The sequence below is a fragment of the Sphingomonas sp. genome, assembly GCF_030145815.1.
Taxonomy (GTDB): domain Bacteria; phylum Pseudomonadota; class Alphaproteobacteria; order Sphingomonadales; family Sphingomonadaceae; genus Sphingomonas.
In genome coordinates this window covers 64058-80334 of the sequence record NZ_JAIXHL010000018.1, presented here as the reverse complement: position 1 = coordinate 80334, position 16277 = coordinate 64058, and the positions used below count along the sequence as shown (strand labels likewise).

At 67.3% G+C, this 16277-nt stretch carries 13 protein-coding genes and 1 riboswitch; of the genes, 8 read left to right on the top strand and 5 right to left on the bottom strand.

Annotated features, from left to right (window positions below):
- Position 1 precedes the first annotated feature (1 nt).
- The 3 genes from KYX69_RS15930 to KYX69_RS15920 are packed head-to-tail and all read left to right on the top strand — an operon-like array spanning position 2 to position 3548.
- Positions 2–1432, top strand: a complete 1431-nt coding sequence (locus KYX69_RS15930; RefSeq protein WP_300498911.1) for a DUF3526 domain-containing protein — start codon at positions 2–4, stop codon at positions 1430–1432.
- Positions 1429–2823 carry an ABC transporter permease subunit gene (locus KYX69_RS15925; RefSeq protein WP_300498910.1) on the top strand — a complete coding sequence of 465 codons (1395 nt, stop codon included), beginning with the start codon at positions 1429–1431 and terminating at the stop codon, positions 2821–2823. Before KYX69_RS15930 ends, KYX69_RS15925 begins: the two co-directional genes overlap by 4 nt.
- Before the next feature lie 11 nt (positions 2824–2834).
- Entirely contained in the window at positions 2835–3548 is a 714-nt protein-coding gene (locus tag KYX69_RS15920; protein WP_300498908.1) for an ABC transporter ATP-binding protein, read from the top strand.
- Positions 3549–3930: 382 nt separating this feature from the next.
- Here the strand turns inward: KYX69_RS15920 and KYX69_RS15915 are convergent, their stop codons facing one another.
- The 4 genes from KYX69_RS15915 to KYX69_RS15900 all read right to left on the bottom strand — a co-directional run bounded on the left by KYX69_RS15915 (position 3931) and on the right by KYX69_RS15900 (position 10014).
- Positions 3931–4308, bottom strand: coding sequence for a tyrosine-type recombinase/integrase (locus tag KYX69_RS15915; RefSeq protein WP_300498906.1), 378 nt, complete (start codon positions 4306–4308; stop codon positions 3931–3933).
- Between the two features lie 132 nt (positions 4309–4440).
- On the bottom strand, positions 4441–7779 hold the full coding sequence (locus KYX69_RS15910) for an error-prone DNA polymerase (protein WP_300498904.1): 3339 nt from the start codon (positions 7777–7779) through the stop codon (positions 4441–4443).
- Entirely contained in the window at positions 7776–9311 is a 1536-nt protein-coding gene (locus tag KYX69_RS15905) for a DNA polymerase Y family protein (protein WP_300498902.1), read from the bottom strand. Before KYX69_RS15905 ends, KYX69_RS15910 begins: the two co-directional genes overlap by 4 nt.
- Positions 9217–10014: a hypothetical protein gene (locus KYX69_RS15900; protein ID WP_300498900.1), complete on the bottom strand. Its 798-nt coding sequence runs from the start codon at positions 10012–10014 to the stop codon at positions 9217–9219. The genes KYX69_RS15905 and KYX69_RS15900 overlap by 95 nt, the downstream gene beginning before the upstream one ends.
- 112 nt (positions 10015–10126) lie before the next feature.
- On the opposite strand from KYX69_RS15900, the gene KYX69_RS15895 reads away from it, so the two are divergent.
- The 5 genes from KYX69_RS15895 to KYX69_RS15875 all read left to right on the top strand — a co-directional run bounded on the left by KYX69_RS15895 (position 10127) and on the right by KYX69_RS15875 (position 15699).
- On the top strand, positions 10127–10684 hold the full coding sequence (locus KYX69_RS15895; RefSeq protein WP_300498898.1) for a DUF1993 family protein: 558 nt from the start codon (positions 10127–10129) through the stop codon (positions 10682–10684).
- A gap of 91 nt (positions 10685–10775) precedes the next feature.
- A riboswitch (cobalamin riboswitch) is annotated at positions 10776–10998 on the top strand.
- A gap of 180 nt (positions 10999–11178) precedes the next feature.
- On the top strand, positions 11179–13116 hold the full coding sequence (locus KYX69_RS15890) for a TonB-dependent siderophore receptor (protein WP_300498896.1): 1938 nt from the start codon (positions 11179–11181) through the stop codon (positions 13114–13116).
- Entirely contained in the window at positions 13116–13952 is an 837-nt protein-coding gene (locus KYX69_RS15885; RefSeq protein ID WP_300498893.1) for an ABC transporter substrate-binding protein, read from the top strand. The genes KYX69_RS15890 and KYX69_RS15885 overlap by 1 nt, the downstream gene beginning before the upstream one ends.
- A complete protein-coding gene (locus KYX69_RS15880; protein ID WP_300498891.1) occupies positions 13949–14935 on the top strand; it encodes an iron ABC transporter permease in 987 nt (328 codons plus the stop codon). The genes KYX69_RS15885 and KYX69_RS15880 overlap by 4 nt, the downstream gene beginning before the upstream one ends.
- Positions 14932–15699, top strand: coding sequence for an ABC transporter ATP-binding protein (locus tag KYX69_RS15875; protein WP_300498890.1), 768 nt, complete (start codon positions 14932–14934; stop codon positions 15697–15699). The genes KYX69_RS15880 and KYX69_RS15875 overlap by 4 nt, the downstream gene beginning before the upstream one ends.
- Here the strand turns inward: KYX69_RS15875 and KYX69_RS15870 are convergent.
- Complete coding sequence (locus KYX69_RS15870) at positions 15696–16262, bottom strand: TMEM165/GDT1 family protein (protein ID WP_300498888.1); 567 nt, start codon at positions 16260–16262, stop codon at positions 15696–15698. The two genes, KYX69_RS15875 and KYX69_RS15870, sit on opposite strands and share 4 nt — an antisense overlap.
- Positions 16263–16277: the final 15 nt, after the last annotated feature.

The following is a 16277-nucleotide window of genomic DNA, read 5'->3' as shown; positions in this document are numbered from 1 at the left end:
GTTGACGCGCGCGCTTGCACCGGTGATCGCACGCCAGCAGTGGCGACTGCTGGCACGCGATCGGCGACTTGGTGTTCTCGCAATCGCCCTGCTGCTGGTGCTCTGCACCGCTGCGCTTGTCGGGGCGGCACTGCATCAGGCACGGGAGCGCGAGCGCGCCGCTGCTCAGGTCGAGGAAGCGCAGGTCTGGGCGATGCAGGGGCCGGCGAGTCCCCATGGCGCCGCGCATTTTGGACGCTATCTGTTCAAGCCGACGTCGCCACTGGCGGTAATCGACCCGGGCCTGCTCCCCCAACTCGGCGCATCGCTGAAGCTGGAAGCGCATGCGAACAATCCCGCGCGCAACCGCGCGATCGACGGGGGGACCGCGCTCGATCGCTTCGGTGGATTGAGCCCGGCCACTCTGTTGCAGGTGCTGGCACCCCTGCTGATCATCCTGTCGGGCTTCGCCGCATTTTCGGGCGAGCAGGCGCGCGGGTTATTGCGACAAGAGCTGGCGGCGGGCGCGTCGCCGGTCACGCTGATGGCGGGGCGGCTTGCCGGACTCAGTCTGATCGTCTTGCTCGTGCTGGCCGTGGCCCTTATCGCTAGCGGAGGGTCGCTATGGCTGGCTGGCGGCAGCGTAGCAGATCTAGTGCCGCTGCTCTGGATGACGGCTGGCTATGCGTTGTATCTGTTCGCTTTTGCCGGGCTGACACTCGCCGCGTCGGCGGCCTTTGCGTCGGCGCGTACCTCCCTTGTCATCCTGCTCGCCTTTTGGGCCATGGCGACGCTGTTCGTTCCCCGTTTGGCGCCCACCATTGCCGAAGCCGCCGCGCCGACCCAGTCTGGCCCGGCGTTCGAGGCGGCGGTGACGAAGGAGGTGATGGAGGGGCCAAGCGGCCATGACCCGCGCGACGCCCGGCTCGAACGCCTGCGTCAGGATACGATGCGGCGCTATGGCGTGGCGAAGATCGAGGACCTGCCGATCGACTTCAACGGTGTTGCCTTCCTGCATGGCGAGGCGCTGTCGACGGCCATCTATCGCCGCCATTTCGCTGCGCTGTACGACGGCTATGACCGTCAGGCGCAGATCCAGCGGGCGCTGGCGCTCGTCTCGCCCGTTCAGGCGATCCGCCCTTGGTCGGCCGCGATGGCGCAGAGCGATCAGCACGCGCATCGCCGCTTCCTCGAAGAGGCCGACGCGTTCCGCTACGATCTGGTACAGCGGTTGAACCGCGCGATCATTCACCGGCCGAAGGGTAACGAAGGACCGTATATGGCCGATGTCGTCGCGATTACGCGCGACGCCAAATTCGTTGCAACACCAACACCGCTGCGCGAGGCGCTCTCGCGCCACTGGATCGATCTCGCGATCCTCGCCGGTTGGGCGGCGCTCGCCCTGTTGCTTGCCCTTGCAGCGACACGACGTCTTGGGAAGGCAAGCGCATGACACCTCGTTCCGAAGTGACTCGGTTGGAGGTCGTGCGCGCCTGGCGCGATCCGGTGATGCGGGTGATGCTCGTCCTGTTCGCGATTGCGGCCGGCTATGCGGCGCTGACCGGCGAGCATTGGGCGCAGGCGCGGCAGGAGGCGGTCACCACGGCTGTGACCGAAGCCGATACAATCATGGCGGACAGGCGCAAGGCGTTCGTCGAGACTCTGGCCAAGGGTGGAGAACCCAGATTCGGCCTGATCTACGCAACCGCGCTGCCGTTCCGCGCGGGGCTGCCCAACGCTCCGCTCGCCGCGCTGTCGACCGGACAGGCTGAGGGCTATCCGGCGGCGGCAAACATCGCTCCCTTTGTCGATCCCTGGGCGATCTTCGACGCGCATGCTACCGGCCTCGAAAGCCCGGCGGTGCTGGCTGCCGGGCGGTTCGACCTGGCCTTCGTCATTGTCGTGCTGTTGCCACTGCTGCTGATCGTCGCAACCTATGACTTCTGGTCGCGCGACGTCGAGAATGGCAGCGCGCGGTTTCAGCTCGCCCAGCCGGTGCGCCCGGCCCGCCTGATCCTGACCCGCGCGGCGGTGCGCGGCGGTGGTCTGCTGGTTGCAGCGATCGTCATTGCGGTGGGCTGGTTGGTGGCGGCAGGGGCTGGCGAGATTGGGGGCCTCGCACTGACTGCTTTGGTCATGTTCGCCTATGGCGGATTCTGGATCGCGCTCAGCATCGTCATCAACCTGCGGGTTTGCGCATCGACCACCGCCGCCCTGGCGGCCGGGACGGCCTGGCTCACGCTCGTCGTCCTGATCCCGGCGGCCTGTGCCGCGCTCGCCGACCTTGCCGCGCCACCGCCGTCGGCGATGGCCTATACCAACGCCATCCGCACCGCCGGGCTGCAGGTGCGCGCCGCGAACCGCGATGCGGCGCGCGCCGCTGCCACGGCGGACTCGGGGCGCGCCTACCCTGCCTCGCTCTGGCACAGCCGAAGCGAGATCCAGCAGCGCGACGCGCGGCTCGGTCCGATCCATTACGCCTATGCCGATGGCTGGGCGCGTCATCGTGCGCTTGAAGGATCGCTGTCTCTGCTGTCCCCCGCCGTGATCGCACAAGGCGCGCTCGACCGGATCGCCGGGACCGGCTCGGATCGCGCGCTCGCCTTCCAGCACCAAGCCCGCGCCTTTGCCGGCGACATTCGTCGTCTTGCCTTTGGCTGGATGGACGAGGAGCGGCTGATGACACTGGCCGATTATGATCGCCCATTGCCGCGCTTCGCCTTCGTCGAGCCGGGAACTGCGGGGCCGCTGACCCGCGATATCCTGATCCTGCTCGGATTTGCTTCGCTGTTGCTGGCGCTGGCCGCCCTTCGCTTGCGCCGCGGCGCCGCCCAATTGCTCTAAGGACTTCCGCCATGTTCGAAGCCATCGGCCTCACCAAGGATTTCGGAACGCACCGCGCGCTCGATACCCTCGACCTTCGCGTCGATCCGGGCGAAATCGTCTGCCTGCTTGGTGCTAACGGCGCGGGCAAGACGACGACGATCAACCTGTTTCTCGGCTTTCTGGAGCCGAGCGCCGGGGAAGCGCGCGTCGATGGCGTCGATGTCCGCGCCGATCCCGTCGGCACCAAGCGCAAGCTGCTCTACGTCCCCGAACAGATCGCACTGTTCGGGGAACTCACTGGGCTCGAGAATCTCGCCTATTTCGCGGCGCTGTCAGGCATCGAGGAGCGGTCGGCGACGTGCCTGCGGCAATGCCTCGCCCAGGCCGGGCTGCCGGACGCGGCTATGGACCGACGTGCATCGGGCTATTCAAAGGGCATGCGGCAAAAAGTCGGCCTCGCACTCGCGATCGCCAAGCAGGCACGCGCGCTGCTGCTGGATGAGCCGACGTCGGGCCTCGATCCTCAGGCATCGGCGGAATTTCACGCGCTGATCGTCCGGCAGCGCGACGCGGGCGCGGCCGTGATGATGGTCACGCATGACCTGTTTCGCGCGCGGGAAGTGGGGAGCAGGATCGGGCTGATGCGGGAGGGCAAGTTGCGCAGGATGATTGCCGCGTCCGATATTACCGCGTCCGATCTGGAAAGACTGTATCTGGAAGAGATGGGCCGGGCGTTCGCCTGACCCTCTCACCGATGCGAACATCACGATGACCGTTCTGGCATCGACCAGGACTTCAGAAGCGCGCACTTAGTCCCACCCGCACATCGCGACCCGCGAGTGGCGCATAAGCCTTGAGGAAGCTCGCGCGCCGCCGCGCCTCGGCATCAAACAGGCTTGCGGCAAACTCATTTCGTGACACATGAACAGGAGTCAATGAAATGCGTCAGCAGTGAGCCAGCAGTCGACCAACTCAGCCTAGCAAAAAATCGGCCCCCTCGTTCATCAACACGCGGCGACGATCGAAGAAGTCTGTCCGCCGATATGCAGCTTCGACGGCGTTAGTAATGCGGTGCGCCAGCGCCTCGTTGGCAACCTCCTTCGGCACGTTGGTGCACTCGGCTACTCAGTCGGTGAACGTGCTACGAAACCCGTGGACCGTCGCATCAGTGATTTTTGTGTCCCGCAAGACCTTAAGCATGGTCATGTCGCTAATCGGCTTGCCGCGCGAGACACTGAACAGGAGCTCGTCAAGACTGACCGTTCCGTGAAGCTCAAGATGGCGGCGATGGTTCGATCGCAGCAGCTTTACGGCGGCGGGAGCCAACGGAACGACGTGCGCCTCTTTGATCTTCATCCGTGCGGCAGGGATTGACCAGACGGCCTTGTCCAAATCGAACTCACTCCAGGTCGCCTTCCGCGTCCTGTAGTCACACATCACGTCCCACGTTTTGATCCAGATTTTGCGAAAAACTGCGGGACCGAGCGGCCCGACGAATTTCAAATATATTTCCCAAAATCAATAGTTTGAGACGTTCTGAGTGTTACTGGAATTTCAGAACGATGCCTGCAAGGGTCACCATCCTTCAGCAATATCGAGAAACCTCTTTTTCTTGTCGTGCGCGCGACTTTGAGTTCAATGAAAATCGCGTGATCGCGGCAGTATCCGAACGTCGCGCGGATGGCGGCTCTGGACCGGGCGCGCGACTTCATCGGGGCGGCATAGCGCTGGCTGCGGCGCTTCGTCGGCGAGGGTGCGGAGCAGGTCGGTGCGATCGAACACGCGCGACGCCATCAGGTGGACCACGCCCTCCTTGCTGCGCTGAACCTCGCCCTCGACCACCATCAGCCGCGCGCTCATCACCGCGCGGCGGTTGATTTCGAACAGGCGCGCCCAGAGCAGGATGTTGGTCACGCCGGTTTCGTCCTCGATGGTGATGAAGATCGCATTGCCCTTGCCGGGGCGCTGACGGATCAGCACGACGCCGCCAGTGCGCACGCGGCGGCCAGCCTTGGCGGCGCTGGTTTCGGCACAGCTCAGCACGCCCTCTGCGCGCAGCACGGGGCGCAGGAAGGTCATCGGATGGTCCTTCAGCGACAAGCGGATCGTCTGGTAATCCGCCGCCACTTCCTCGCTCTGCGGCATGGCGGGCAGGTCGATTGCTGGCTCGTTTCCCAGTTCGCGTGCACGCGCGGCGGCGAACAGCGGAAGCTCGCCCGACGGGGTGCGCCGCGCCTCCCACAGCGCATCGCGCCGCGACAGGCCGAGCGATCCATAGGCATCGCCATCGGCCAGCAGCCGCAGCGCGCGGGCGGGCAGGTCGGCGCGGCGCGCCAGCGGCTCGATCGCATCGAAGCGCCCGGCCGCCCGCGCCGCCACCAGCGCATCGGCCCAATCGACGCGGAACCCGTCGATCTGGCGCAACCCCAGCCGCAGCGCGAGCGCGCCCGCCGTATCGCGCTCCAGGCTGTTGTCCCAGCCGCTGTGGTTCACGTCGATCGCGCGGACCTCGACCCCATGTTCGCGCGCATCGCGCACGATCTGGGCGGGGGCGTAAAAGCCCATCGGCTGTGAATTGAGCAAGGCGCAGGCGAAGGCAGCCGGATGATGGCATTTGATCCACGACGACACATAGACCAGCCGCGCGAAGGACAGCGCATGGCTTTCGGGAAAGCCATAGCTGCCAAACCCCTTGATCTGGTTGTAGCAACGCTGGGCGAAGTCCGCCGTATAGCCCTTGGCAACCATGCCATCGACCATCTTCGCTTCGAACCGCCCGATCGTGCCGACATTGCGGAAGGTCGCCATTGCCCGGCGCAGCTGGTTCGCTTCGGACGGGGTGAAGCCGGCAGCGACGATCGCCAGCTTCATCGCCTGTTCCTGAAAGATCGGCACGCCATAGGTTTTGCCGAGCAGGGTGCGCAGTTCATCGGGATCATGCGGTGGTTTGGGGGAGGGAAACTCGGCCTTTTCCTCCCCGCACCGTCGCCGCAGATAGGGGTGGACCATATCCCCCTCGATCGGCCCGGGCCGCACGATCGCGACCTGCACCGTCAGGTCGTAGAGATTGCGGGGTTTGAGGCGCGGGAGCATGTTCATCTGCGCGCGGCTTTCAACCTGAAACACGCCGACGCTGTCGCCCCGCTGTAGCATGGCATAGACGGCGGGATCGTCGGACTGAAGGTCGACCTCCAGCGTGTGATCCCCCTCCCCCTGATCGCGGATCAGGTCGAACGCCTTGCGGATGCAGGTGAGCATGCCGAGCGCGAGCACATCGACCTTCATGATCGACAGCGCGTCGATATCGTCTTTGTCCCATTCGATGAAGGTGCGCCCCTCCATCGCGCCATGGTGCAGCGGCACCGTCTCATCCAGCCGGTCCTGCGTCAGCACGAAGCCGCCGACATGCTGTGACAAATGGCGCGGGAACGGAGCGGCGAGCAATTGCCCGGCCAGGTCGATCAGGCGGCGAATCTCGGGCGCATCCGGATCGAACCCGGCCTCGTTCACGCGCTTGTCGGGCAGGTCGCGGCTGAAGCTGCCCCACACGGTGCTGACGATGCGTGCGGTGACATCCTCGCTCAGCCCCAGCGCCTTGCCGACCTCGCGCACCGCGCTACGCGGGCGGTAGTGGATGACCGTGGCAGCGATGGCAGCGCGATTGCGGCCATAGCGGCGATAGATGTACTGGATCACCTCCTCGCGCCGTTCATGTTCGAAATCGACATCAATGTCGGGCGGCTCGTCGCGCTCTTCCGACACGAAGCGCGAGAAGAGCAGGTCATATTCGGTCGGATCGACCGAGGTGACGCCGAGCAGGAAGCACACGATCGAATTGGCCGCACTCCCCCGACCCTGACACAGGATCGGCGGCTGCTGACTCCGCGCGAACTTCACCAGATCGTGGACGGTGAGGAAGTAAAAGGCATAGTTGCGGTCGCGGATCAGCCTGAACTCTTCGGCCAGCAACGCTGTAACCTTGGCCGGAAGCACGGTCCCGTAACGCGCCTGCGCCGCCTCGGTCACGATATGCTCCAGCCAGTCCTGCGCGTCCCAGCCTTCGGGCACCGGCTCGTGCGGGTATTCGTAGCGCAGCTGATCGAGGTCGAACGCAATGCGGTCGAGCAGCACCCCGGTTTGCGCGATGGCGTCGGGGCAGGCGGCGAACAGCCGTGCCATTTCCTCGGGCGACTTCAGATGCCGCTCGGCATTCGCCTCCAGCCGCCGCCCGGCCTGGGTGATCGTCACCCCGGCCTGAATGCAGGTCAATATGTCGTGCAGCGGGCGGCAATCCGGCGTCGCATAGAGCACATCCGCAGTCGCGATCAGCGGCACGCTCGCCGCTGTCGCCAGCGCCTGCAACTCCGCCAGCCGCCGCGCATCGTCGCCGCGCCGGGCCATGCACGCCCCCAGCCACACCCGCCCCGGCGCGATCCGGGCGAGCCGGGTCAGCAGCGGCTGCAACCCCGCAGGCTGGACCAGTGCGAGCGGCGGAACCGGCGCGTCGCTGTCATGCGCGACCGGATCGCGATGCGCACGCTGCGCCACCGCGCTCGACCCGGGCAGGACGATCAGCAACAGATCGTCGTGAAACGCGATCAGATCCTCCAGCCGCAGGATGCAATCGCCCTTTTGCGCGCGCAGATTGCCGGTCGTCAGCAAGCGCGTCAGCCGCCCCCAGCCGCGCCGGTTGGCGGGATAGGCGACGATGTCCGGCGTGCCGTCGACGAACACCAGCCGCGCGCCGGGAACGAATTTCAATGCGGGCAGCGGAAGGCCAGCTTCCTGCGCTGCCGTGCGTGCGTGCCGCAGGGCGAGCTGGGCGCGGACGACACCCGCCACCGTGTTGCGGTCGGCAATACCGATGCCGGTGAGGCCAAGCTCGATCGCGCGCGCGATCAGGTCCGCCGGGTGCGACGCCCCACGCAGGAACGAGAAATGCGACGCCGCGACCAGCTCGGCAAAGCATGTCACGCGAACAGTCCGTGGACATACCAGAGCGGCGTCGGCCGCTCGTCATTCAGGCCGTGCCGGAACAGCCACAAGCGTCGCCCGCGCATATCCTCGACCCGATAATAGTCACGGGTCAGGCCGGGGTCGCCCGGTGCGCGGTGCCACCATTCGGCGGCGATCCGCTCCGGCCCCTCGAAACGGGTCACCTCGTGCAAGGTGCGTTGCCAGCGGAAGCTGCGCGGTGGGCCATCGGGTTCTTCGGCGATCACCTCGACGCGCTGGGGTGGGTCGAACAAATGGATCGGGCGGCGCGGCGGTTCGCCCGGGGGCGGCGCGGGCCAGTCCTGCCGGTCGCTTGCGGTTGCGGGGAGCGCGAGCACCGCCTGTTCGGGAATGTGCGAATCGCGCGGCACGAAGCGGCGGATGCGCCCGCTGCCGGCCCGCACGCTCAGCCGGTCGATCAGCGCCGAGACATCCTCGGCATGCACCGCCCCGCCCTCCAGTTCGAGCTGAGCAAAGTCGAGCGGCTCGGCACGCGGCACCGACAGGCGGATCATGTCGAACCCGAACCCCGGGTCGATTGGGTCGGCCAATGCGCCAATCCGCTCGGTAAACAGCCGCATGATCCGCGCCGGATCGCGCAATGGCTGTCCGCAATCGACCGCCAGATCGACGACATGCCCATCGCTGCGAAACAGCCGCGCGGTAAAGCGCCGCCCGCCCTGACGCCGCAGCTCCATCGCCTGCCCCGCTTCCGCTGACAGTTCGCCTATGACGCGCAACGCATCGTCAGCGCGCGCAATCGGCTCGGCAAAGCGGCGTTCAAACTGCCAGGCTGGTGCAGTGTGGCGCGGCGCGATCGGCTTGCCCGACTTGCCCAGAATGCGCGCGAGCAGGTCGGGCAGCTCGGCCCCGAACCGCGCCGCCAGCGGCCCGGTCGGGCGCGAGACCAGATCGTCGATGGTCTTGAGGCCGGCCCCGCGCAGCGCCGCTTCGGTCTCGCGGTCCAGCTCCAGCGCCGCGACCGGCAGGCGCCGCAGCGCCGCCGCCTCGCTGGCTGCCGGGGCCGTCTGAAACCGCGCCAGCGCCCGCGCCCCTTCCGGTGTGTTGGCGAGGGCATGGCGCAAATGCCCGGTCCAGCGCCGCATCCGCGCCTCGACCGCCTCCAGCAAGCCATATTCGCCGCCGAACAGATGCCCGCAGCCGGTGATGTCGAGCACCAGCCCGTCGGGCGGCTCGATCGCGACACGCGGCGTGAACCGGTCGCAGGCATCGGCAATCCGCTCCAGCCACAGCAGGTCGGCGACCGGATCGGCATCCGCCACCGCCAGATCGGGCACCCGCGCCCGCGCATCGGCCAGCGTCAGGCCAGGGGCCAGCCCCAGCGCCATCGCTTCAGGATCGCACGCGGTCAGCCGGATCGCGCCGCGCTGCCGCTCGACCACGACGCGCGGCGCGCTATCCCGTGCGGCGGAGTCCGGCGGCCCGGATCGTACCAGTCGATCGGTCGCCAGAAAGGGGAGGAACAACGCCAGATAGCGTCGCTGCGTCATGATCTTGATCCCGTAATTGGCCGTGTTCCCGATCCCATTCCACCCGCCAGATGCCACCGGCCGGCCGCCCGCGCTGGCGCTGCAATTCGACCGTCCAGGCCGGATGTCCTGGCGCATCTGCCGCCAACGGCACCGACGGGGCCGGCGCCACGCCGATCCGCGTCTGCGCGGCGCTGGGCGCAACGTCGCCGCCCACCCGCAGCAGCAGCGCAGTCACTCCCGACGCCTCCGCCAACAGTGCCAGTCGTCGGCTGGCAGTGAGGTCATAGGCACGCGGATTGCCCCACAGTTCGATCACCACGCTGCCCAGCCCGGCGCAGCGCACCGCATCCGCCGCCGCGCGCAGCACCGCCGTCGCATCGGGCAATACCGCCAGCAGCAACCGCGCCGGATCGATGCCGATCGCGGCGATACCGGGCGCGTGCAGCTGGCCACAGCGCAGTTCGGCATCGCGTTCGCGCAGCCAGATCATTTCGCCGCCCAGCCGATGCGCCAGCACACCGGCAAACCCCGCCCCGCTGCCCGCCGCCTCGCTCTCGGCCACCAGCTCATGCACCCGCGCGCGCATAACGCCGCCCCCCAGAGCCCGGTCGATGCGGTCATGCCCGGTCGGCACATGCCCCGCAGCCTCGCTCGCGGTTCGACCACCGCGCTCGATCAACGCGATGCGCCGCTGAATCAGGGAGAGCGAATCGACACGCATATGTTCTTTATATGTTCTATTTTTCGGGCTGTATATGCGGTCAGTCCGGATTTGATGGCACCGGCCAACAACCTGTCCTAAACCGACCCGCGATAGCCTTTAGGAGACCACAGTGACCCTGCCCGACCTGATCATTCCGACCTATGTTCAAATGCTTGGCGCGCTGTCGGGATGGCTGGGCAAGGCGGAGACACAGGGCAGCGGGGACGCGATCATGTCCGCGCGGCTCGCCCCCGACATGTTCCCGCTCGCGACCCAGATCCGCTTTGCCTGCGTTCAGGCACAGGAGGGCGTCTACCGCCTGCGCGGCGAGGCATTCCCGCCCGCGGTCACCGAACTGCTCGACGAAGGCCGCAATGCGGGTGGGCACCCCGGCACGATCGCCGACGCCCGCGCGCGGATCGCCGAGACACTGGCGCTGCTGGAGCAGGTGCGCGGCGGCATGCCTGCGGTCGATCCGGCGGCTCCGATCGCGCACGCGCTACCGCAAGGAATGGTGTTCGACCTGACGGCCGAGCTGTTCGTGCGCGATTGGGCGTTGCCGCAATTCTATTTCCACCTGATGACCGCCTACGCGATCCTGCGCGCGCAGGGGGTGGAATTGGGCAAGGTCGATTATGTCGCGCACATGTTCGCTTATCTGCGCCCCGGCACCGCTCCGGGTAGCTGAGCGCGAACGAGATATAAAGAATCCTTTATATTAGACTTGCCGAACTGCGGGGGCGGGCGTAAAGACCCGCCCGAGGCACGGGGGCGACCCCATGTTTCATGATCGCGCCGGTGCCCCGAAAGGGGCTTAAACGGGAATGCGGTGCGGGCGGCTTTGGCCGTCCAAATCCGCAGCTGTCCCTGCAACTGTAAGCGGCGAGCGCGATGCACTTGTTCCCCCTTCGAGGGAACAGCCACTGGGCATTTGCCCGGGAAGGCCGTGCATCAAGCCTTGACCCGCGAGCCAGGAGACCTGCCGGCGCATGGTCGCTCTTGCCTTGGTCCAGGGAATGGCCGCGGCACGGTCCTCCGTCTGAGCGACGAACCAAGCGGCGGGGGCCGCGTCGGTGTCGTGCGTCAGGCGTTCATGCGCCCGACTGGCGCATGGCTGCCGGCCGTTCGGACTGGACGGCAGGCCCCTGCCCTCGTTGCACGGCGCCGGGGGTCAAGTTTCCCATGTTGAAGTTATTGTCCGTTTCCACGCTCGCCATCGCGGCGGCATCGCCCGCCTTTGCGCGGGAGACCGTTATCACCGACGACGTCAGCGATACGGTGGTCGTCACCGCCTCACGCTCGGGCGAAGCCGTTCCGATCAATGAAGTCGGCGCGTCCGTCACCGTGATCGATGCGCAGGCGCTGGAACAGCGCCAGACGCGCAATCTGTCCGATGTGCTGCGCGACGTGCCGGGCGTTGCAGTCAGCCGACAAATCGGCGGGCTGACCCAGATCCGCATTCGCGGGACCGAGGGCAACCACGTCCTGACGTTGATCGACGGGATCGAAGTGTCGGACCCGTTCCAGGGCGAGTTCGACTATAGCGGCGTGCTCGCCGACAGCGCGGCGCGGGTCGAGGTGCTGCGTGGTCAGCAAAGCTCGCTCTATGGCTCCGACGCGATCGGTGGCGTGATCCACTACCTCACTTTGTCGGGCCGCGAGGCACCGGGGTTGAGCGCGCGGATCGAGGGTGGTTCGTTCGGCACGGTCAGCGCAGCGGCGCGCGCGGCGGGCGTGTCCGGCAATTTCGACTATGCGCTGTCGGCGACCGGTTATCTGACCGACGGCACCCCAACCGCACGCGGCGGCACGCGCAATATCGGATCGGAAAGCGGTGCGCTGAGCGGCAAGTTCAACTGGACCCCGAGCGACAGCCTGACGCTGACCGGCGTGCTGCGCTATGCGGTGACCGATGCCGATGCGAACAACAGCGACGGCAACCCCGCCAGCCCGACCTTCGGCTACACGATCGACAGCCCCGGCGTGCATTATCGCAATCGCGGCTTTTACGGCCTGCTCAGTGCGCAGTTCAGCGCGATGGACGGACGCTGGACGACCAGCCTGACGGGGCAGTTCGCCGATACCGAGCGGACGATGTTCCGCGCCAATGACGTGGTCGATTTCGGCAATGTCGGCACGCGCTACAAGGGCTCGCTGGTGTCCAGCCTGCGCTTCGGGAGCGACGCGGTCACGCATCGCGTTACGGGCGCGGTCGATGTCGAGCGCGAAGAGTTCCGCAACACCACGCCCGGCACCGGATCGCCATTCGACGCCTTTACCGGCAAGCGCAGCACCGACAATCTCGGCCTCGTCGCGCAATATGAGCTGACCGCCGGTAGCTTCTCGGGCGGTGCATCAGTGCGGCACGACGACAATAACCGCTTCGACGATGCCACGACCTGGCGCGTGCAGGGCAGCTATCGCCTGCCCACCGGTACGCGCGTGCGCGGCGCCTATGGCACCGGCGTCAAGAACCCGGGCTATTACGAACTCTATGGCTATTCGGACGGCCGTTACATCGGCAACCCGAACCTGAAGCCGGAAAAGTCGGAAGGCTGGGAAGCTGGGATCGAGCAAAGCTTGGCCGATGATCGCATCACGTTCGGCGCAACCTATTTCGACTCGACGCTGAAGGACGAGATCTACACCACCTACCCCGCCCCGACCTTTGTGGCGACGCCGGCCAACCGCACGACCCTGTCCAAGCAGCATGGCGTCGAGCTGTTCGCGAGCGCGCGGCCGATCCCGCAGCTGCGGATCGACGCGAGCTACACGCATCTCGATGCGGAGGAGAATGGGGTCGAGGAAGTGCGCCGTCCGGGCGACATCGCCAGCTTCAATGCAACCTATATCTCCAGCGACGAGCGGCTTTCGACGACGCTGACCGTGCGGCATAACGGGCGGATGACCGATGTCGCCTTCACCGACCCCAGCTACACCCCAGTGCGGGTGTCGCTGAAGCCCTACACGCTGGTGAACCTGAACATCGCGTTCGACGTGGTGGAGAAGGTGCAGCTGTTCGGCCGCGTCGAGAATTTGTTCGACGTCGATTACGAAGAGGTGTTCAGCTTCGCGACGCCCGGCATCGGAGCGTTCGCCGGCGTGCGCGTGAAGCTGTGATGCGCCGCGCCGGCATCCTGCTGGCGATCGCGGCCCTGGCGCTGCCGGTTTCGGCCGGCAGCGCTCCGCCGCCGCGTGGGCAAGCGGCACTGCCGATGCGCGTCATGTCGATCAACCAATGCACCGACCAGCTGGTGCTGATGCTCCTGCCGCCCGAGCGGATCGCGTCGGTCACCTGGTTGTCGCGCGATCCGTTGCTGTCGCTAATGGCAGAGCGGGCGCGCGGCGTGGCGGTCAACCGCGGCGAGATCGAGGATGTGGTGCGGCAGCAGCCGGACCTGATCGTCGCCGACAGCTTTGGCTCGGCGGCGACCCGTGCGGCGTTGCGCCGCTTTGGCTTTCCGATGGTCGAGGTGGCGCAGCCGCAGAGCTTCGACGAGATCCGCGCCACGGTCCGTACCCTTGCCGCGCAGTTCGGCACGGTCGAGCGCGGTGAGGCGCTGATTGCGGGGATGGACGCGCGACTGGCCGATCTGGCACGCCGCCCTGCTCTTAATCTGCGCGTGGCATCGTGGAGCGGCGACGGGCTCTCGCGCGGCGAGGGTGCGCTGTATGACGCGGTGCTCGACGCGGCGGGCGCGCGCAATGCGGTGAAGGAGGGCGTGGCGGGCACCGATGTCGAGGCACTGCTGGCGCTGAACCCCGACATTCTCGTCGCCCCGGTCGGCGGCGTGGTCGGGCAAAGCCTGCGCGATCGCGTCGCGCGGCATCCGCTGGTGCGCCGGCAATGGGCCGGACGGCAGGTCAGCGTCAGCCCGCGCGCCTATATCTGCGGCACGCCGCTGATCGCCGAGGCGGCGGCAGACTTGCGCGCCCAGCTTGAGGCCGCGCGATGAGCGGGCGGTTGCTGATCCCGGTGCTGGTGCTGCTGACCCTGTTGCTGGGGCTGATTTCGCTCGGCATCGGGACGCTGGGGTTGGATTATGCCGGATGGCTGGGCGGCGAGACCAGCGGCACCGCGCGGCTGACTGGCGTGGTCATCACCGAAATCCGCCTGCCGCGCTTGCTGCTCGGCGTGCTGACCGGGGCGATCCTTGGGCTGTCGGGCGCGGTGTTGCAGGGGTTACTGCGCAATCCGCTGGCCGAGCCGGGGCTACTCGGCATTTCGGGCGGCGCGTCGCTGGGGGCGGTGATCGCGATCTATTACGGGCTGGCTGCGGTCGCGCCGCTCGCCGCGCCGCTGGCAGGACTGGCCGGAGCGATGGCGGCGGGGTTTGCGGCGTTGCTGCTCGCGCGCGGCGGGGGGACGCTGGCGCTGATCCTTGCGGGAGCCGCGATTTCGAGCATTGCGGGCGCGGGCATCAGCCTGGCGCTCAATCTCGCGCCCAATCCCTATGCGGCCTATGAGATCATGACCTGGCTGATGGGGTCGCTCGCCAATCGCGGGTGGGAGGAGATCACGCTCGCCGCGCCGCTGATCGTGGTTGGCGGCGGCGCGCTGCTCGCCACCGCGCGCGCGCTCGACGCGCTGGCGCTGGGCGAGGTGCAGGCCGAGAGCCTGGGCGTCGATGTCGGACGGACGCGGCTGCTGGCGCTGGCGGGAACCGGGCTGGGCGTTGGCGCGGCGACGGCGGTGGTCGGAACGATCGGCTTTATCGGGCTGGTCGCGCCGCATCTGGTGCGGCCCTTTGTCGGGCATCGGCCCGCCGCGACGTTGGTCCCATCCGCACTCGCCGGAGCCGCGCTGCTGACTGCGGCGGACATCGCGACGCGGCTGATCCGGCTCGACAGCCCGATCCATCTCGGCGTGTTCACCGCCTTGGTCGGGGCACCCTTTTTCCTGTGGCTGGTGCTGCGGATGCGGAGCCGGACGCCATGACCGCCCTGACCCTTGAGGCGATCACGCTCAAGCGTGGCGGGCGGCTGGTGCTCGACAACATCTCCGCGACATTCGCCGCGGGACGGCTGACTGCGGTGATCGGGCCGAATGGCGCGGGCAAGTCGAGCATGCTCGAAGTCGCTGCGGGGTTGCTCAAGCCTGAAAGTGGCGACGTGCGGCTGGGTGATACACCCCTGCCCGCGCTGCGCCGGTCGGAGCTGGCACGGCGGCGCGCCTATCTGCCGCAAAGGGTTGGCGTCGATTGGCCGATCAGCGTCGAGCGGGTGGTCGCGCTGGGACTGCTGCCCCAGCTTCCGGCGTTCGGCGGCCTGCCCGCGGCGTTGCTGCCCGCGATCGAGCGCGCGCTGGCGGAGTGCGACCTGTTGGCGCTGCGTGATCGCCCCGCGACCGACTTGTCCGGGGGCGAGCTGGCCCGCGTGCTGCTTGCCCGCGCCATCGTCGGCGATCCCGAATTGCTGATCGTCGACGAGCCCACCGCCGATCTCGACCCGCGCCACGCGATCGACGCCATGCGGCGGCTGCGCGCGCGCGCCGATGCCGGACGGACCGTGGTGATGGCGATCCACGACATCGACCTCGCCTTCCGCTTCGCCGACGACGTGGTCGCGGTGCGCGAGGGGCGCATCCTCGCCGCCGGTCCCGCGTCGGAGGTGATGCGCGAGCAAATTCTGTCCACGCTGTATGACGTACAGGTGCGGATCGTCCGCGACGAATATGGGCCGACGATCCGCTTCCTCGATTAGCCCCGTAGCGTCTGGACCAGCACCCAGATGCCGATGGCGAGGAACAGCAAGGCTGCGATGATCCGCACGGTGCGCATCGGCACGCGCTTGACCAGTTCGTTGCCGAGATAGACCGCAGGGACATTCGCCAGCATCATGCCGAGCGTGGTGCCCGCCGTGACCCAGCCGACCTCGGCAAAGCGCGCGCCCAGCGCGACGGTCGCGATCTGGGTCTTGTCGCCCATTTCGACCAGGAAAAAGGCGATGGTGGTGGTCAGGAACGGCCCGAAGCGCGCGGGTTTGTCCTCCAGATCGTCGATCTTGTCGGGGACCAGTGTCCACGCCGCCATCGCGATGAACGATGCGGCGATCAGGTAGCGGAACCACGCGCCCTCCAGCAGCGCCGCGGCCTGTTGCCCCACCAAGGCCGCGAGGAAATGGTTGGCGAGGGTGGCGACGAGGATACCCGCGACGATCGGCAGCGGCCGTTTGAACCGCGTGGCCAGCAGGATCGCGAGCAACTGCGTCTTGTCGCCGATCTCGGCGAGCGCGACGACGGCGGTGGAGGTGAGGAAGGGTTCCAAAACAACGTCTCCGGG